The sequence below is a fragment of the Klebsiella indica genome (assembly GCF_005860775.1).
GTDB classification, from domain to species: Bacteria; Pseudomonadota; Gammaproteobacteria; order Enterobacterales; family Enterobacteriaceae; genus Klebsiella; species Klebsiella indica.
Genome location: NZ_VCHQ01000017.1, coordinates 121,280 through 139,646, shown reverse-complemented (window position 1 = coordinate 139,646; position 18,367 = coordinate 121,280). Strand labels below are relative to the sequence as shown.

Below are 18,367 nucleotides of genomic sequence, written 5' to 3'. Positions count from 1 at the left end.
GCGCGGAACCGCGTTTAAAATTTATATTCCACACCGGCCCAGACGTTGCGCCCCTCTTCAATAAATCCTTCGCTGTAGTAATAGCGGGTATCGAAGAGGTTGTTGACTGAAGCATTAACGCTAAAGCCGCGGCCAATAGCGTAATCCGCGCGCAGGTGAGTGATGGCGAAACCTGCTGCCCGCTGGGAACCATCGCTGTTGCTGTAGCTGGACGATCGCGCCTCTTCCGACAGCGTTACGCGTAGCGATTCCGTTGGCTTCAGCGTCAGCCAGGCGGTTAAGGTTTGATTTGGCAGATCGGTGACTTTTCCCGCCGCCTGACGTTTGGCGTCGGCATGAATCAGGCTGTAACTCAGTCCGACATCCAGCATCGCCAGCGGCGAGCCTTTAATACCCGCATCGATTCCGCGGTAGTCAACGCGGCCGCTGTTCTGGTTCTGCACCGTGTCATCGTCAATATTGATCGCCAGAATCGCATCGCTGACCCGGTTGTACCAGGTGCTGATTTCGTAGGACCAGCGATCGTTAAAATGGCCGTTCCAGGTGAGGTCTACGCCGCGAGCGCGTTCCGGTTTCAAGTGCGGGTTGACCAACGCGATCTGGTCTTTTGCCGGTTTCGAGGTGGTGTAGCGCTCCTTGAGCGTCGGGAAACGGGTACGATCGTACCAGGACAACGCGAGGGTATCCTGCCTGGCGAAATGGTAGCGGGCCATGGTTTCCCAGTTAAATGCGTTTTGCCTGTTGCTGTCATAATGGGTGACGCTGCCGTTATTTTCGTGCTTCTTACCCTCAAGACTATTACGCCAGTCGTAGCTGACGCCGACAACGATATCGAGGTCATCGGCGGCGGCCCATTGATATTCGCCAGCAACCGACCAGGTACGATCCTGATAGCGATCGTAAGGGCCATTTAGTGCGCTCTTTTCGCGATGCACGTCATCTTTCCAGTTTACCGCCAGCGAGAGCTGGTCACTATCGAGAAGGTCGGCAGACAGCTGTAAGCCCGCGCCGGTACTGTAGTCGTCGTAGCGGCTGTAGTTGCCCTTTTTATTTTTAAGATCCGCAAGGCTGTTGTACATCAGTAGCGTATTTTTGAAGGTATCGTGGTACAGGCGACTTTTCAGGGTAAAGGCGTCGGTAAGATGAGTCGTGCCCTGATAGTAGTAGCTTTCCTTATCATATTCCGGCCACTGCCAGTAGCGCGATTTCTGGCTGCTGGTTCCGGCATACGGTGGGTTCTGCTTTTCACCGTCCTGTTTAATATAAGTGAACGCGTATTCATCACTCGCACGCGGCGTGAAGCCAAGCTTGATGATGCCGCGCTTGTCATCGCTGGCGGAATTGACCATTTTGCCATTTTCACCGGCGATGGCATTGCGGACGCCATGCGGCAGGCCGAGGAAATCCTGCTTGAGACGACTGCCGCTAAGCTGGATATAGCCAAGGTCGTTGCTGGCTGCGAGCGAAGCGTGAGTATCGAAGGCATTGTCTTTGCTGCGGCTCCAGCCCTGGCGATAGCCGACGCTGGCCTCGAAAGGTTTAGCGGGGCGTGGGGTGGTAATATTTATTGCGCCGCCCATTTGATTCGGCCCTTGCAACAAAGAAGAGTAACCCTTAGAGACCTCGACCGATGCGATGTCGGAAGTGAGGAAACGCCCGAGATCGAGATTGCCGTCGTAAGGGACATAAATTGGTACACCGTCAAAAAATACCGGTACCTGACGACCGTCAAAACCGCGAACTTTCACCTGCAGTTCGTTACGGCTACCCGCTTTTTGTAATACCACGCCGGGTACGACTGAGAGCGCATGCGCGACATCGTTCTTATCCAGCGACTGTATGGTCTCTTGCCCGAGAATCGTGGTCGTAGCCGCCGGGGCCGGGCTCGACCACACGGTCATTGACTCCTCCGCGGCTGCTGAACATGCAGCCTGACTGATGCCTAAACCCAGAGCGGTATAAATAATATTGTTCCTGACGTTCATTTTTATCATTCCATTTTGGCTTATTTATTTTTATTGCGAACTTTCCACCTGCATACTGACCTGAATGTCGGCTGGCTGTGCGAACCACGGCGCCGAAGTGATGAACAGTTCGATTCCACAATCGAGATAATGGGGAAGCGTGCTTAAGGTGATGCCGCCGGTGAGCGCCAGCGTGCAGTGCGGCGCGAGGCGTGCCGCCTGTTGCGCGATGTCGCTGGCCTGTTGCGGCGTAAACTTATCCAGTTGCAACACATCCGGCGCGGCGTTCAGCGCGGCGATCGCCTCATCGACGTTATCAGCTTCGACGGCGATCTTTTTTTCCGGCGAACTTTGCCGCAACTGCTGGATAGCTGAATGCCAGTCGTTTCCGTTGCTGAGGAAGCGGCGATGGTTGGCGAAAAGCAGTAGCGTTTCCGCGCAGCCCGCGCGATGAATCAGCCCGCCAGCGGCGACGATCGCCTGCGTTCCTAATAGTCGCGTGCCGGGAATGGCTTTACGGGTGCAGGCAATATGACCATTGGGTAGACGCTGATGAAGCATGTCCAGCATTTGCGCCATATAAGCCGAAACGCCGCAGCTCCATTCGAGCACATTTTGTACCGCTTTCCATCCCTGATGCAGCGCGTCGGCGCTGCCATTGGCGCACAGTAAAATATCGCCTGCGGCCACCCGGGTGCCATCACGCTGCGTTTGCGAAACCGTTAAACCCAGACTGCGTAGCATCTGGGTTGCCGGGGCGATGCCGCTTATGCAGCCGCCCTGTCGATGGCGAAATACCATGACGCCTGGCCGTTCGCTAATGGCCAGCGCGCGGGTCGTCAAATCGCCGCCGCCGATATCTTCCATCAGCCAGCTATCGGTAAGAGCCTGGGGAAAATAGATCATGATGCGCTCCTGCATTGCCAGGAGATCAGCGCCCAGTCGCGGGTCGGCGGCGCGATCTGCTGTGGATCCTGCTGGCGATACCAGTGCTGAAGGCGATCGCGTTCGTCATCGTCAAGCGTGCCAAGGGTCCACTTCACGTTCTCTTCGAAACGTTCGAAAGTGCTATTGTCCTGTTGACAGTTAGGGCCGCGAATAAAATCGACGCGCGCATGGATACCCATCTGATACAGCACATTCAGCGCGTAGATATAGTTCGGCAGCTCAACCACATCGCGTCCCAGCGCGCGCTGGATAGCGGGCGACATAAACCAGGGACTGACCAGATGCGTCGTATAAACGCGAAGCTTGGCCTGGCGATTAAGTTTATCCATGGCGGCGTGCATATCGCTGACCAGCGTGGAGCGCGAAGCCACGGCGATATCACAACGTGGAAGGTCGTCCCATGACGCTTCCCACGCCCGGCGGTGCCACTGGGCGTTGTTGATGTTCTGAAGTGCGGCGCGGCGCTGAGCCACCTCCAGCATACCCTGACTGTAATCCACACCGTGCACTTGGGTCAGTTGATCGGCCAGCGCCAGTGCGACGGTGCCTGGGCCGCAACCCATATCAAACAGGCTATCGGCGCCGGTTAAATCGATTTTCTCCAGCAACTGCAGCAGGTAACTATCGGTGGGGCGGGCGCAGTCCGTGGCCATTTTTTCCGCGCGGGCGTCCCAGTGCGCGGGGGATTTTTCGGTTCGCCCGGCAAGCTTAAGCTGCTGGCGGTAGAGTTCGGCAAAATCAATATCGTCAATGAGCATAATTATCCTTGAAAATAAGAGTGACCCAGGTGGTGGTGGATCTGCGCGGGTGTCACGCCGTATAGCTCAGCGAGCGCGCTGGCGCGCAGTTGTTCTTGTGGTGCGCCGCTGCTGACGCGACCGTCTGCTTCAACCCGAATGACCTGATCGGCGACAACCCGCGCGTGCAGGGGGTGGTGCGTTGCCATCAGCAGCGTAACCCCGTGTTGCCTTAGCTGACGCAGGACGTCAAGGAGCCGGATTTGGTGACCAAAGTCGAGGCTTGACGCGGGCTCGTCCAGCAAAAGCAGCCGCGGTTGCTGGACCAGGGCGCGGGCGATTAACGTCAACTGACGCTCGCCGCCGCTAAGCGTTGACCAACTGCGTCCGGCGAGATGGGCAATCCCAAGTGATGAAAGCTGGGTCAGGGCGATCTCGCGATCGCGGGGAGTGGGTTGGGTGAAGGTATTCAGGTGCGGGCTGCGGCCCATCAGCACCATATCAATGACGTTGAAAGCAAATGCGCCCTCGTGGGCCTGCGGAACCCAGGCCATCGTGCATGCGCGTTCGCGCGGCGACATCTGCCTGATGGCGATACCGTCAAGTGTTATTTCACCGCCGCAAAGCGCAAGCAGGCCGAGAATACTGCGCATCAGCGTCGTTTTACCGCCGCCGTTCGCCCCCAGGAGACAGCAAATTGTCCCGGCGGACAGGGTGAATGAGACATCGCTCAATACCGTGCGCCGGGCATAGCCAAGGCTGGCGTGATCAACTACGAGTAGCGTCATAGCGGGCTCCGGTGTAGCAGCAGCGCCAGGAAGAACGGCGCGCCGATAAATGAAGTGAGGATACCGAGCGGGATCTCAGTGGTACTCACGCTGCGGGCAAGGGTGTCGGTTAACAGGAGTAAAATCGTTCCCAGCGCCATCGCCACCGGCAGCAGGCGCTGATGATTACTTCCGGTGAGCAGCCTGCCAATATGTGGAACGATAAGGCCGACCCAGCCGATGATGCCCGCAATCGCGACCGCGCTGGCGGTGACGAGCGTGGCGCATAACACAATAATCAGCCGCAGGCGTGCGATATTCATCCCCAGCGCGCGGGCTTCATCATCGGAAAGGGTCAGCATATTGAGCCGCCAGCGTAGCAGCCATAAAGGCAGACAGCCAATAACCATCAGCGGGGCGGCGAAAGTCAGATCGCCGAGGGTGATATCCGACAGCCCACCAAGCAGCCAGAAGGTGATCGACGGGAGCTGGGTATAGGGATCGGCGATAATTTTAATAAGCGATATTCCGGCGCCACAGAGAGTGCCTAAAGCGATCCCCACCAGGACCAGCGTCAGCACCGGTTCGTGGCGGGTGGCGGTGCGGGCAATAAGGATCACGCCGCCGACAACCGCCAGGCCGCCAAAGAATGCGCAGAGCTGGATAAACCACGCCGGGCCGCCCCACCAGATAGCGAAGCAGGCGCCGAGCCCTGCGCCCGCGGCGACGCCGAGAATATCCGGTGAGACCAGCGGGTTACGAAATATTCCCTGATAGGCGGTTCCGGCGGCGGAAAGCGAGGCACCGATTATCAACGCGGCGGCAATTCTTGGTACGCGAATTTGCCAGAATACGATGCTGTCGCGTGCGTTGGCGTGAGAAGAAGAGAAAAGCAGTTCGCAAAGGCGCGCAGGCGTGAGATCCCAGGGGCCGGTTAAGAATGCGATGCCCAGAGTGACCAGCGCGGCGGCCACTAACGTGAAGCTCAGGCTAATGGGTTTCATCTTGGATTCATCAGCTCCGTGTAGCGTTGAGGAGAGAGCGCCGCATGCCAGAACAACTCGCTATAGCGGGTAAGATCGGTTTGCAGGGTGGCTTGTATTTTCGGATCCAGCCAGGCGTGCAGGCGACGCAGACCAGCCAGACGATTCACGCCAGGCGGCGCATCCAGCCAGCCGAAGGGTAGCCCGTCCAGTAGCAAGACATTGCCTTTTGCCACGGCATCAATGCCCCGCCAGATCGGATCCTGGGTAATATGCCGCCAGGTCGCCGCCTCCTGGGTCAGGATAATGTCCGGCTGCCACTGCAGCAGATTTTCCAGCGATACCTGACTTAGTCCGGTGCGTCCGGCGGCGCGGGCGACGTTAACCAATCCAAGCAGTTCCGCCGCCTCGGTATGCAGCGACCCTGCGAGGCCGGTTTCCAGCCCCTTTGCGCCGCGGGCGGCGTAGAAACGGGTTGCGGCGCGGGATGAATGTGAAAAGGCGAGGGCCTCATTAATAAAGCGTTGCGCCAGCGTCGCCTGCCGCTGAGTTCGCGCCTCCTGGCCGACGATCTCGCCGAGGGTTAACAGTTGCTGTGCCGATGTCGCCAGCGTGCCGCTGATGATGACCCAGGGAATGCCGCTGCGGGCGCCGATCCGTCGGGCTTGCGATATCCAGGTCTCATCGGCGTTGCCGCAGTCGACAATCAGATCGGGCGCAAGCGCGACCAGCGCCTCCAGCGACAGGGTGCTGGCGCGCCCGGCGAGACGGCCCAGTTTGCGCAGGCGGGCAATCTCTGGCGGTAACGGAGACTGAGGAAAGCGCGAAAAATCAAATGAGGAGAATCCCAGCAGCTTTTCCGGCGCGACGGCAAGCAGCAGCATATCCGCCGGCGCACCGGCGCTGACGATACGCTGGATAGCTGCAGGCGCGGGGAGGTTTCCCAGTCGAAAATCCTGGTTCGGGGCGGCCCAGCCTTTCATGTTTGGCAAATAGAGCGCCAGGCCCAGCGCCTGCAAGAAGGTACGGCGGGAAAATGGCATATGTTTCTGTCCGGAAACAAAGAGATTAAAAAATCGCTATATCTTTTCATATATAACGATAGCACTATTGCGTGAGATCAAAAATCACGGGGATTGGCTGGCGCTTATCCTATGAGGGAGACATGAGATGGGTAAACGATATGAAACTCGCTTGCTATCGCGACTTCATGAAAGAACACGGGGAAATTAGCGAGGAGCGCATGTGAACGCTGTTTATTGTCCTCGCAAGGGCGAGGTCCGGGGAGGGGGAGAGTGACTGTCAACGCGCATACAACTTGAAGTCTGGTCGGTGTATTCAGTTATGCGTCATTCAATCGTGTCTTAATCCAGTCAGCATAAGTAATGGTGTAATAAATAGCATGAGCAAACGGAAAATATGTGGGACGATACTGTTTATACCCGTCATACTTCAAGTTGCATGTGCGTTGGCTTTCCTCGTTCACCCCAGTCACGTACTGGAGTACGCTCCCGGGGATTCACTGCGTCGCCGCCTTCCTGCAACTCGAATAATTTAGGGTATATTACACTGGATAAGCCTTCTAATTATTGGCCCGTTTTTTCCTGCCGCACTGGGTGACGGTTAATGAGTTTCGGCATGCGGGTATATTATGGAAACCTTGCAGCGCCGGGAATTCTGCGAACGACTACAGAGAATAGTGAACGGTGGAAAAGTGTCCCCTGCAGGAATCGAACCTGCAACTAGCCCTTAGGAGGGGCTCGTTATATCCATTTAACTAAGGGGACGAAGCGGCCGGGATTATAGCGTCTTTTCCCTTGCAGGTTAAGCAGGTCTGCACTGACTGCTTAAACTGTCACCACTTTTTTGTTTTTGCCTGAGCTTTTTTCTCATGGCTCATATCGTTACGGATCTGCGCATGACTCAGTAAGGCGAAAATAAAGGTCCCGCCGCAGATATTTCCCGCAAGCGTTGGCAGAGCGAAAGGCCAGATAAATTCCTGCCAGGGTATCGCCCCAGTGAATACCAGGTAAAATATTTCGACGCTGCCGACCACAATATGCGCAGTGTCTGCAAGTGCGATAAGCCAGGTCATCAAAATAATGACGACAATTTTTGCTGACCCCGCAGCAGGGAACATCCACACCATAGTGGCAACCAGCCAGCCGGCAATAATCGCGCTGGCGAACATCTCGAAGGGGGAATTGTGCATCACCTTCAGGCTGATATCGCTGAAGGCTTCACGTGTAGGTTGATCGAAAACAGGCATGGCATTGAATGCCCACGCCGCAATCGCGGTGCCGATTAAGTTACCGATGAGCACAATGCCCCACAAACGTAACAAGAGGCCGATATTGCCGAACGTTGGATTCTGCATAACAGGCAGGACGGCGGTGACGGTGTTCTCGGTAAATAACTGCTGGCGAGCAAGGATAACGATGACAAAACCAAAGCAATAACCGAAATTTTCCAGCAAAAAACCGCCGGGAAGTTCGCCAGAGTGCACATGAAAGATGCCTTTGGCGAGAAGTGAGGCGCCCATTGAAAGTCCGGCGGCAATGGCTGACCATAATAGCGCCATCGCATCACGCTCAAGCTCTTTTTCGCCTTCCTGGCGAATGACTTCATGCGTGGCCATCGCTCGCGAAGGCAGATGCTCTTCATCAACCTCGATCTCCTCTCCTTTTTGTTTTTCAACGCTTTCAACTTCCCGTTCTTTACTGTCATGGCGAGTCCGCGATGTCATCATTATTCCTCTGTGACTTGTCTTTATTATAATCGTAGAGCGATTTCCGCAATTCGGCGCTGAATAACCGCCTAAATTCTTCGCAATGACAAGATTAGCAATACGGAGATTGCAAAATGTGTATAGAATCTGGGGGCAACAATGATGCCAAAGAAGGCTATGCTGAAAGCAGGCACATGCTTATGGGCGATATCTTGATGGCGGCTGCTGTCCCCGGATACCCCCAGCGATAGCTTAAATTAACAGGGAGACACCTATGAATTTTCGCCTGTCGGCGCTTGCGCTTGGCGCTACATTGCTGGTGGGATGCGCCAGTTCTGGTTCTGGCGATCTACCGCAGGGGCGTTCAGATCCCCTTGAAGGTTTTAACCGCACCATGTTCAACTTCAACTACAATGTTGTTGATCCCTATGTGCTTCGGCCCGTCGCCGTGGCGTGGCGTGACTATGTTCCGCAGCCGGCGCGTAACGGCCTGAGTAACTTTACCAGCAACCTTGAAGAACCGGCGATAATGGTGAACTTCTTCCTGAAGGGAGATCCCTATAACGGGATGGTGCACTTCACGCGTTTCTTCCTGAACACGCTTCTTGGAATGGGCGGCCTGGCTGATGTGGCTGGGATGGCAAACCCGAAACTGCGGCGCACTGAACCGAGCCGTTTCGGCAGTACACTGGGTCACTATGGCGTTGGTTACGGTCCATATATGCAATTGCCATTCTATGGCAGTTTTACTCTTCGTGATGAAGGGGGCGATATGGCCGATGATTTCTACCCGGTCCTTTCCTGGCTGACGTGGCCGATGTCTATTGGTAAATGGATGGTTGAGGGGATTGAAACGCGCGCGCAGTTGCTGGATTCCGACGGATTGCTTCGTCAGTCTTCCGATCCGTATATCATGATGCGTGAAGCTTACTTCCAGCGTCACGACTTTATTGCCAACGGCGGCAAACTGACGCCGAATGAAAACCCGAACGCGCAGGCGATTCAGGGCGATCTTAAAGACATTGATTCTCAGTAAGCAATCCCGTTGCCGAAAGTAAAAGGGTGCGCATCATGCGCACCCTTTTTGTCCCGTCAGATGATCAGAAGCGGTAGTTGAAGTTCATACCGTACAGCCAGGCTTTACCTTCAGATTTGAAGTGATACGGGCCTTCATCAAATTCGACATGCTGGCCGTGCATATAAGAAACGCCGACATCGACCGACGCATCTTTATTAAAGGCATAGGTCGTACCGGCGCTTAGCCACAGACGATCCTGGTCCGGAATGGAGATGGATCGGTTAGATGCCGGGACCGGGCTATCATCAAATGCGATACCGGTACGGAAAGTCCAGTTGTCGTTATAGTAATAGGTCGTCCCCAGAGCGATACGATAGGAGTCTTTAAAGCCTTCGTCTTTATAGAACAACGTTTCTCCACCGCTGGTTTTGGTTGCTTTTAGCTCCTGAAACTGGCTCCAGCTGGTATACGCCAGACTGTAGTGAATGGCCCACTTTGGCGCGACGCGGTTATAGCCGGAGAGTTCCCACATTTCAGGCAGGTTCAACGTCAGAGACCCGCCAATAGTGGAACCGCCGGTGCCGTAGGGCAAACCCAGCCCCAGGGCGGAATTGATGGCGTTAAGGGATGACGGCAGGCTGCTCTTATAATCCCCGTCAAAATCAATTTTGACTTCAGAACGATAAGTTAAGCCGTAGCGGTTATTTTTATCGACCTCATATAAAATGCCTGCATTCCAGCCAAAGCCCCATTCATCGCCCTTCAGATAAGCGATTTGAGTGTCGCGGCTGATACCGCCCGCCTGCTGGCCAATTGCTTGCGCCTGGGTCGGAGACAGTACGCCTGATTGCACCATCTCTGGCAACTGGGCGCCGATAATATCCGGTAAATCCCCGGCATAGCGCTCTAATTTTGCCCGGGCGTACACCGCGTTGAGGCCCAGACCAAAACTCCAGTGATTGTTAAGGCGATAAGCGCCGCTCAGATTGAGGTTAAGTGTTTCAAGGTCGGTAGTCCCGCCCATTGATCCTGCGGCGAAATCATTGTTGAACTCGGTGGATAAACCGTAGTTAGATGTGAGTGATGCCCCCCAGCCAAACTGTTCATTTATTGGCGCGACAAAGTGCAGATTGGGCACCCATGCGGTCGGCGCGATATTCTTCTGGCTGGCGTCATTACCGATCACTGAACTGCCGCTAACGTTGACATCGGGATCGACAAAAATCGCGCCAGCGGAAAAGGTCGGCCGGTCGAACATCATGATTAACGCCGGGTTACGACTGACGTTTCCCGCATCATCGGCTATTGCGCCTTCGCCTGAATAGGCGCGACCAAGGCCTGACGAAGAGAATTCATTTAACTGAAAGCCCGCTGACCAGGCCTGGGTGGAAACAATTGCTACAGCCACTGCAAGGGCAGATTGGGTAACGCGGGTTTTCTGGCTCATGCCCATAACCTCATAGAGTCATTTTTATTAAATCAATGTTACATGTGGTAACAGAGGCGCGAAGTGTAGAGTCTGCTTTACGACAGAGAAATCAGACCAGTTGGCTGAGTATAGGTCCGACCAGATGAGATGTTGCAAGTTTGTTTATAAGTTTTTTCAATTGTTATATTGGAAACGAGATCTGTCTGGCAAATTTGCCGGTAAAGCGCATACCAAAAGTAGGGTATTTTTGTTTTGGATCATTTTTAAGTGTGATTTCTGTCACTTATCCCATTTGTCGCTATTAACGACTGGAGGAGGGCATACACCGGGCGTAAAATAAACACAGTCATTGTCTGGCACCTTGAGTGCATATACAGAGGAAATCTACGATGAGTAAATGCAGTGCTGATGAAACCCCGGTTTGCTGCTGTATGGATGTTGGCACCATTATGGACAACACCGATTGCACCGCGTCCTGGAGCCGCGTGTTCGCTAACCGTGCCGAAGCAGAAGAAACTCTCGCGACATTGAGTGCCAGAGCGCGTAGCGTGGAATCCGAGCCGTGCAAAATCACCCCGACCTTCACTGAGGTGGATGGTGGTGTGAAACTGGATATCGACTTTGTATTCTGCTGCGAAGCCGAAACCCTGATTTTCCAGCTCGGCCTGCGTTAATCTGCCCCCGCACGCCCCTCGTCACCGGGGCGTTATTTTTCCTGCTCAATGTGTTTTAGCTCCCACTTTTTCCCCTCCCCGATTGGCTTAATGTAAAATATTGGTTAAAACTGTTATCAGGTCAGACCACTTTGTCTTATTGGTTAACAGGGGCATGTTATGAGTCAGGTATTACCGCTGGTCACCCGTCAGGGCGATCGTATTGCTATTATCAGCGGCTTACGTACCCCGTTTGCCCGACAGGCAACGGCATTCCACGGTATTCCTGCCGTTGATTTAGGCAAGCTGGTGGTTGGCGAAATGCTCGCTCGCAGCAATATTCCCGCGGAAATAATAGAACAACTGGTCTTTGGCCAGGTGGTACAGATGCCGGAAGCGCCGAATATCGCCCGGGAAATTGTGCTGGGAACCGGCATGAGCGTACATACTGATGCCTACAGCGTCAGTCGTGCCTGTGCGACCAGTTTCCAGGCCGTGGCCAACGTTGCGGAAAGCCTGATGGCGGGAACTATCCGCGCCGGTATCGCTGGCGGGGCCGACTCCTCTTCCGTGTTGCCGATTGGCGTCAGTAAAAAACTTGCCCGAACTCTGGTTGATGCGAACAAAGCCCGTACCCTGAGCCAGCGTCTGAAGCTCTTTTCCCGTCTGCGCTTTCGCGATCTTCTGCCCGTGCCGCCAGCGGTTGCTGAGTATTCAACCGGGCTGCGCATGGGGGATACCGCCGAGCAGATGGCGAAAACCTGGGGGATTACGCGTGAACAGCAGGATCAGCTGGCGCTTCGTTCGCACCAGTTGGCAGCCAGAGCGTGGGAAGAGGGCAAACTATCAGCAGAAGTTATGACTGCGTATACCCCCCCGTTCCGGGAACCGCTGGAACAGGACAATAATATTCGTAAAAATTCAACACTGTCAGATTACCAAAAGTTACGACCGGCCTTTGACCGCAAACACGGAACGGTGACCGCCGCTAACAGTACGCCATTAACCGACGGGGCGGCGGCGGTGCTTCTGATGACCGAGTCCCGGGCTAAAGAGCTGGGCCTTATTCCGTTGGGCTATTTGCGCAGTTACGCTTTCACCGCCATCGATGTCCGCCAGGATATGCTGCTGGGGCCTGCGTGGGCGACGCCGCTGGCGCTGGAAAGAGCGGGACTCACGCTGGCTGATTTAACGCTGATTGATATGCACGAAGCCTTCGCCGCGCAAACGCTGGCCAATTTACACTGTATGGCCAGCGAACGCTTTGCCCGCGAAGTGCTTGGCCGTTCACAGGCGACGGGAGACGTGGATGAGCGCAAATTTAACGTCCTTGGCGGGTCGATTGCTTACGGTCATCCGTTTGCCGCCACCGGCGCGCGGATGATAACCCAAACCCTGCATGAACTGCGGCGTCGCGGAGGCGGGTTTGGTCTGGTCACTGCCTGCGCGGCGGGCGGACTCGGTTCAGCCATGATTCTGGAGGCCGAATAATGGATACCGTATCGGCATTTGCGCTTGAGATTCGCCCGGACAATATCGCCGTTATTACGATTGATGCTCCCGGCGAAAAAATGAATACCCTGAAAGCCGAGTTTATCAGTGAGGTTCGGCGAATTATCCGTCAGATTCATGATAATAAAGACCTGCGCGGCGCCGTGTTTATTTCGGCAAAACCGGATAATTTTATCGCCGGGGCGGATATTAACATGATTGCCCGCTGCGCGAGCGCGCAGGAAGCGGAATCGCTGGCCCGTGAGGGGCAGCAAATTATGGCGGAGATCCACAGGCTGTCGATTCCGGTTATCGCCGCCATTCATGGGGCCTGTCTGGGAGGCGGTCTTGAGCTGGCGCTGGCCTGCCACGGGCGAGTGTGTAGCGACGATGATAAAACCCGGCTTGGATTGCCTGAAGTTCAGCTAGGGCTGCTGCCGGGATCTGGCGGCACTCAGCGTTTACCGCGATTAATCGGCCTCAGCGGTGCGCTCGATATGATTCTGACCGGAAAGCAGCTTCGTCCGCGGCAGGCACTTAAGGCCGGGCTGGTTGATGATGTCGTGCCGCAGACTATTTTGTTGCAAACCGCCGTGGATCTGGCGCTGAAAGGGGGGTCGAAAAGTCGTCATCTTCCGCTGCGCGAGCGCATACTTGCTGGCCCCCTGGCGCGTAGCCTGTTGTTTCGGTTAGTAGAAAAAAAAACCTATCAGAAGACGCAGGGTAACTATCCGGCGACCGAACGCATTTTGCAGGTGATGGCGATCGGGCTGGCACAGGGCAGTAATCGCGGATATAGCGAAGAGGCGCGCGCCTTTGGCGAGCTGGCGATGACGCCACAATCGCAGGCGCTGCGGTCGGTTTTTTTCGCCAGTACCGATTTGAAAAAAGATCGCGGCGCGGATGCTGAACCTGGTGAACTGCGTAGCGTTGGCGTTCTTGGCGGCGGATTAATGGGCGGTGGCATCGCCTGGGTTACCGCGTGCAGGGGAGGGCTGCCAGTACGTATTAAGGACATTAATCATGGCGGGATTAATCACGCACTGAGGTACAGCTGGGACCTGCTCGACAAGCAGGTTCGCCGCCGCTATCTGCGGGCCAGCGAGCGCGATCGTCAGTTGGCGCTCATTTCCGGCTCTCTGGATTACCAGGGATTTGCTCACCGCGATGTGGTGATCGAAGCGGTATTTGAAGACCTTTCCCTTAAGCAAAAAATGGTGCGTGAAGTTGAGCAGCACTGTCATGCGGAGACCATCTTTGCATCGAATACGTCATCATTACCGATCGGCGAGATTGCGGCTCTGGCGAGCAGGCCGCAGCGGGTTATCGGGCTACACTTCTTCAGCCCGGTAGAAAAAATGCCGCTGGTGGAGGTGATTCCCCATGCCGGTACCGATCAACAAACGATTGCAACGGTGGTGAAACTGGCGAAGCTGCAAGGGAAAACGCCTATCGTTGTTGCCGACAAAGCAGGTTTTTATGTTAACCGCATTCTGGCTCCTTATATTAATGAAGCGATGCATTTATTAACGGAAGGTGAACCGATTGAGCATATCGATAACGCTCTGGTGAAGTTCGGTTTTCCGGTTGGCCCTGTTCAGTTGCTCGATGAAGTGGGAATCGATACTGGCACCAAAATTATCCCCGTGCTGGAAGCGGCCTGGGGGGAACGTTTTAGCCCGCCAGCAAACATCATTAGCTCGATTCTGAATGACGATCGCAAAGGTAGAAAAAATAACCGGGGTTTGTATCTTTATAAGACAAAAGGGCGTAAAAGCAAAAAACGGCCCGACCCGGCTGTTTATCCTTTGCTGGGGGTCTCTTCTCCACAGGCGCGCTTGTCCGCGCAGCAGGTGGCGGAACGTTGTGTGATGATGATGCTCAACGAAGCGGCGCGTTGTTTCGATGAGCAGATTATTCGTAGCGCCCGTGACGGCGATCTCGGCGCGGTGTTTGGCATTGGTTTCCCGCCGTTTCTTGGTGGCCCGTTTCGCTATATGGATATGCTGGGCGCAGGAGAGGTTGTGGCGATTTTGCAGCGCCTCGCCGCACAGTACGGCCCGCGTTTTACACCATGTGACACTTTATTACATATGGCTAAACAGGGGGCAACCTTCTGGCCCACGAATGAACGGACGAGCTAAGTTGAGGTCAAAGAAGGTGAATCCGGTTATGTATTCCGGTAATGGATGATGTTGTCTTCTGTCTATTTTGTAAGCAATGGTTGACTATACTTACGCCATTGAGGTAAAAAACAGCATTTCATTCGTGGAATGGATCAGGCACAATGCCCGGCCACCGGGTCGCCCGTGTATTGTCTGCGCGGGTAAGACAGCGGTGCTTCTGGTTAACAAAAGCGGTGCAATATGCAAGTTTTTATCATGCGTCACGGCGACGCTGCCCTCGATGCAGCCAGTGACTCGGTTCGTCCATTAACCGTCTGTGGTTGCGATGAGTCGCATCAGATGGCAACCTGGCTGAAAAGCCAAAAAGTGGATATTGAGCGGGTTCTGGTCAGTCCCTACCTGCGTGCGGAACAGACGCTGGAGATCGTCAGGGAGTGCATGAGTCTGCCAAAAGATGTCGACGTCATGCCGGAACTGACGCCGTGCGGCGATGTTGGTATCGTCAGTGCTTATCTTCAGGCGCTGGCAAATGAGGGGGTGGCAACGGCGTTGGTCGTGTCTCACCTGCCGCTCGTCGGCTACCTCGTTTCAGAGCTGTGCCCGGGAGAAACGCCGCCGATGTTCGCCACCTCGGCGATTGCCTGCGTCACACTTGATGATGACGGTAAAGGTATATTTAACTGGCAAGTGAGTCCCTTCAATTTGAAGATGGCGAAAGCTATCTGATTCCCGCCGGGGCTGATGTATTACGGAAGTTCCGGTGGTTGCCACTCTTCAACTTCGATCAGTATCAGCAGTGCGGCGTTCCCGCCGTACTCTTTTGGCGCCTGATGAAAGGCCATAATATGCGGATGCTGCGCCAGCCATAGCGGTGTTTGCTGTTTGAGAATATGCTTTCCATGCCCGTGCATCACGCTGGCGCAGAACACATGTTCCCGGCGGCAGGCGGCGATCAACGCTCCCAGTTCCTGTTTGGCTTGTTGCTGGGTCAGACCGTGCAGGTCGAGAAACAGCTCCGGCGAATAATCGCCGCGGCGTAGTTTTTTCAGTTCAAAGTGGCTGACGTCTGAGCGCACGTACTTAACCGCTCCTTCAGTATTCAGCAGCGGCTGAAACTCATCGGAAAAGTAGTGACTATTGTCTGCCTGCTCCTGGAGCAGACGCTTTGGCGCTACTTCACTCACCTTCTTGCGCAGCGGGCGGTGAACAATGGTGTCCTGCTTAATCTGACGCGTACCGGCCATCAGTTGCCGGAACAATGCCTGATCCTCCTTACTTAGCGATGTTTTCTTTTTCATTACCTGATCTCATTGTTTCTTTGCTGTTAGTTTACCCGACTCGCCGTACATTCAGGCAAGGAAAACCTATTTTTCCCCTTCAGCCTGACGTAAGAATGCTGATTTATCCCCGTCTTCATGGCAAACTAGCCGCCGAATTTATAGCAGAGCGTGCCCTGGGGGAGAGCGTGGATAAAATTTTTATTGATGAGGCCGTTAATGAGCTTCATACCATTCAGGACATGCTGCGTTGGGCGGTAAGCCGCTTCAGCGCTGCAAATATCTGGTACGGACACGGCACCGATAATCCGTGGGATGAAGCGGTGCAACTGGTTATGCCGTCGCTATATCTGCCCCTTGATATTCCGGAAGATATGCGCACCGCGCGTCTGACCTCCAGCGAAAAACACCGTATTGTTGAGCGCGTCATTCGCCGTATTAACGAGCGCATTCCGGTTGCCTATCTGACCAACAAAGCCTGGTTCTGCGGCCATGAATTTTATGTGGATGAGCGCGTGCTGGTGCCCCGTTCACCGATTGGCGAGCTGATTAATAACCGGTTTGCGGGGTTGATTGACCACTCGCCTCAACACATCCTCGACATGTGCACCGGCAGCGGCTGTATCGCTATCGCCTGCGCATACGCTTTCCCGGAAGCGGAAGTCGATGCGGTTGATATCTCTCCTGACGCGCTGGCCGTTACAGAACAGAACGTGGAAGATCACGGCTTAATTCATCACGTTACGCCGATCCGCTCCGATCTCTTCCGCGATCTGCCGAAGGTGCAGTACGATCTGATCGTCACCAATCCGCCTTATGTTGATGAAGAAGATATGTCTGACCTGCCGGGGGAATATCGCCATGAACCGGTTCTCGGACTGGCTTCCGGTAGCGACGGCCTGAAGTTGACCCGTCGCATCCTCGCCTGCGCGCCGGATTATCTCAGCGATGACGGTATCCTGATTTGTGAAGTGGGTAACAGCATGGTACATCTGATGGAGCAGTATCCTGACGTTCCATTTACCTGGCTGGAATTTGAAAATGGCGGCGATGGCGTCTTTATGCTGAGCAAACCGCAGCTGATTGCCGCCCGCGCGCATTTCGGCATCTATAAAGACTAAAACAACACGCAAACATAACGACAATAATGGAGCCGTGATGGCAGGAAACACAATTGGACAACTCTTTCGCGTGACGACTTTCGGTGAGTCGCACGGTCTGGCGCTGGGCTGCATCGTTGACGGCGTGCCGCCAGGCATCTCGCTGACCGAAGCCGATCTCCAGCACGATCTCGACCGTCGCCGTCCGGGAACGTCGCGCTATACCACCCAGCGCCGCGAACCGGATCAGGTGAAGATCCTCTCCGGCGTGTTTGAAGGCGTGACAACCGGCACCAGCATTGGTCTGCTGATTGAGAATACCGACCAGCGTTCTCAGGACTATGGCGCCATTAAGGATCTTTTCCGTCCCGGGCACGCCGATTACACCTATGAGCAGAAATATGGCCTGCGCGATTATCGCGGCGGCGGTCGTTCTTCTGCGCGAGAAACCGCTATGCGTGTGGCTGCCGGGGCGATTGCCAAAAAATTCCTCTCCGAGAAATTGGGTATCGTCATTCGCGGCTGCCTGACCCAGATGGGGGATATTCCGCTGGCGATAAAAGAGTGGGATCAGGTTGAACTGAACCCGTTCTTCTGCGCGGACCCGGACAAAATCACCGCGCTTGATGAACTGATGCGCGGGCTGAAAAAAGAGGGCGACTCTATCGGGGCGAAAGTGACCGTGGTGGCTGATGGTGTTCCTCCGGGCCTGGGCGAGCCGGTGTTTGACCGCCTGGATGCAGATATTGCGCATGCGCTGATGAGCATCAATGCGGTCAAGGGCGTGGAAATTGGCGATGGTTTTGATGTGGTAAAACTTCGCGGAAGCGAGAATCGCGATGAAATTACTAAATCAGGTTTCCAGAGCAACCATGCGGGCGGCGTTCTCGGCGGTATCAGCAGCGGCCAGCAGATTGTTGCCAATATCGCGCTGAAGCCGACTTCCAGCATTACCGTTCCTGGGCGTACGATTAACCGCTTTGGCGAAGAGAGCGAGATGATCACCAAAGGGCGTCACGATCCTTGCGTTGGTATTCGCGCGGTACCCATTGCCGAAGCGATGCTGGCGATTGTGTTAATGGATCACTTCATGCGTCAGCGCGCGCAAAATGGCGACGTGGCGACATCAATCCCACGCTGGTAACC

At 55.0% G+C, this 18,367-nt stretch carries 16 protein-coding genes and 1 tRNA gene; 7 read left to right on the top strand and 10 right to left on the bottom strand.

Features of this window, described 5'->3' with window-relative positions:
• Nucleotides 1–14: 14 nt before the first annotated feature.
• The 8 genes from FE839_RS14065 to FE839_RS14030 all read right to left on the bottom strand — a co-directional run bounded on the left by FE839_RS14065 (nucleotide 15) and on the right by FE839_RS14030 (nucleotide 8,145).
• Nucleotides 15–1,985 (bottom strand): TonB-dependent receptor plug domain-containing protein, encoded by a 1,971-nt coding sequence (locus tag FE839_RS14065; protein WP_138361430.1) that lies wholly within the window; start codon nucleotides 1,983–1,985, stop codon nucleotides 15–17.
• A 30-nt stretch (nucleotides 1,986–2,015) separates the two neighbouring features.
• On the bottom strand, nucleotides 2,016–2,870 hold the full coding sequence (gene modD, locus FE839_RS14060) for a ModD protein (RefSeq protein ID WP_138361429.1): 855 nt from the start codon (nucleotides 2,868–2,870) through the stop codon (nucleotides 2,016–2,018).
• Complete coding sequence (locus FE839_RS14055; RefSeq protein ID WP_138361428.1) at nucleotides 2,867–3,670, bottom strand: class I SAM-dependent methyltransferase; 804 nt, start codon at nucleotides 3,668–3,670, stop codon at nucleotides 2,867–2,869. The genes modD and FE839_RS14055 overlap by 4 nt, the downstream gene beginning before the upstream one ends.
• A gap of 2 nt (nucleotides 3,671–3,672) precedes the next feature.
• The gene (locus tag FE839_RS14050; protein ID WP_138361427.1) at nucleotides 3,673–4,437 is read right to left on the bottom strand and encodes an ABC transporter ATP-binding protein; all 765 of its coding nucleotides are present in this window, start codon (nucleotides 4,435–4,437) and stop codon (nucleotides 3,673–3,675) included.
• The gene (locus tag FE839_RS14045) at nucleotides 4,434–5,420 is read right to left on the bottom strand and encodes a FecCD family ABC transporter permease (RefSeq protein ID WP_138361426.1); all 987 of its coding nucleotides are present in this window, start codon (nucleotides 5,418–5,420) and stop codon (nucleotides 4,434–4,436) included. The genes FE839_RS14050 and FE839_RS14045 overlap by 4 nt, the downstream gene beginning before the upstream one ends.
• On the bottom strand, nucleotides 5,417–6,442 hold the full coding sequence (locus FE839_RS14040) for an ABC transporter substrate-binding protein (protein WP_138361425.1): 1,026 nt from the start codon (nucleotides 6,440–6,442) through the stop codon (nucleotides 5,417–5,419). The genes FE839_RS14045 and FE839_RS14040 overlap by 4 nt, the downstream gene beginning before the upstream one ends.
• Nucleotides 6,443–7,114: 672 nt before the next feature.
• A tRNA-Arg gene (locus FE839_RS14035) sits at nucleotides 7,115–7,186 on the bottom strand.
• Between the two features lie 68 nt (nucleotides 7,187–7,254).
• The gene (locus FE839_RS14030; protein WP_138361460.1) at nucleotides 7,255–8,145 is read right to left on the bottom strand and encodes a formate/nitrite transporter family protein; all 891 of its coding nucleotides are present in this window, start codon (nucleotides 8,143–8,145) and stop codon (nucleotides 7,255–7,257) included.
• Nucleotides 8,146–8,401: 256 nt separating this feature from the next.
• On the opposite strand from FE839_RS14030, the gene mlaA reads away from it, so the two are divergent.
• A complete protein-coding gene (mlaA, locus tag FE839_RS14025; RefSeq protein WP_138361424.1) occupies nucleotides 8,402–9,163 on the top strand; it encodes a phospholipid-binding lipoprotein MlaA in 762 nt (253 codons plus the stop codon).
• A 64-nt stretch (nucleotides 9,164–9,227) separates the two neighbouring features.
• Here the strand turns inward: mlaA and fadL are convergent, their stop codons facing one another.
• Nucleotides 9,228–10,592: a long-chain fatty acid transporter FadL gene (fadL, locus tag FE839_RS14020; RefSeq protein ID WP_171034883.1), complete on the bottom strand. Its 1,365-nt coding sequence runs from the start codon at nucleotides 10,590–10,592 to the stop codon at nucleotides 9,228–9,230.
• Between the two features lie 371 nt (nucleotides 10,593–10,963).
• On the opposite strand from fadL, the gene FE839_RS14015 reads away from it, so the two are divergent.
• From FE839_RS14015 to sixA, 4 genes are all read left to right on the top strand, one after another.
• The gene (locus FE839_RS14015; protein WP_138361422.1) at nucleotides 10,964–11,248 is read left to right on the top strand and encodes a YfcZ/YiiS family protein; all 285 of its coding nucleotides are present in this window, start codon (nucleotides 10,964–10,966) and stop codon (nucleotides 11,246–11,248) included.
• Nucleotides 11,249–11,407: 159 nt separating this feature from the next.
• A complete protein-coding gene (gene fadI / locus FE839_RS14010) occupies nucleotides 11,408–12,718 on the top strand; it encodes an acetyl-CoA C-acyltransferase FadI (protein ID WP_138361421.1) in 1,311 nt (436 codons plus the stop codon).
• Nucleotides 12,718–14,862 carry a fatty acid oxidation complex subunit alpha FadJ gene (gene fadJ / locus FE839_RS14005; RefSeq protein WP_138361420.1) on the top strand — a complete coding sequence of 715 codons (2,145 nt, stop codon included), beginning with the start codon at nucleotides 12,718–12,720 and terminating at the stop codon, nucleotides 14,860–14,862. Before fadI ends, fadJ begins: the two co-directional genes overlap by 1 nt.
• A 222-nt stretch (nucleotides 14,863–15,084) precedes the next feature.
• Nucleotides 15,085–15,570, top strand: a complete 486-nt coding sequence (gene sixA / locus FE839_RS14000; protein ID WP_138361419.1) for a phosphohistidine phosphatase SixA — start codon at nucleotides 15,085–15,087, stop codon at nucleotides 15,568–15,570.
• Nucleotides 15,571–15,590: 20 nt separating this feature from the next.
• Here the strand turns inward: sixA and smrB are convergent, their stop codons facing one another.
• Nucleotides 15,591–16,142 (bottom strand): endonuclease SmrB, encoded by a 552-nt coding sequence (gene smrB / locus FE839_RS13995; RefSeq protein ID WP_138361418.1) that lies wholly within the window; start codon nucleotides 16,140–16,142, stop codon nucleotides 15,591–15,593.
• A 167-nt stretch (nucleotides 16,143–16,309) separates the two neighbouring features.
• On the opposite strand from smrB, the gene prmB reads away from it, so the two are divergent.
• Nucleotides 16,310–17,242, top strand: coding sequence for a 50S ribosomal protein L3 N(5)-glutamine methyltransferase (gene prmB / locus FE839_RS13990; protein ID WP_138361417.1), 933 nt, complete (start codon nucleotides 16,310–16,312; stop codon nucleotides 17,240–17,242).
• Between the two features lie 37 nt (nucleotides 17,243–17,279).
• Entirely contained in the window at nucleotides 17,280–18,365 is a 1,086-nt protein-coding gene (gene aroC / locus FE839_RS13985) for a chorismate synthase (protein WP_138361416.1), read from the top strand.
• The last annotated feature ends 2 nt before the right edge of the window (nucleotides 18,366–18,367 follow it).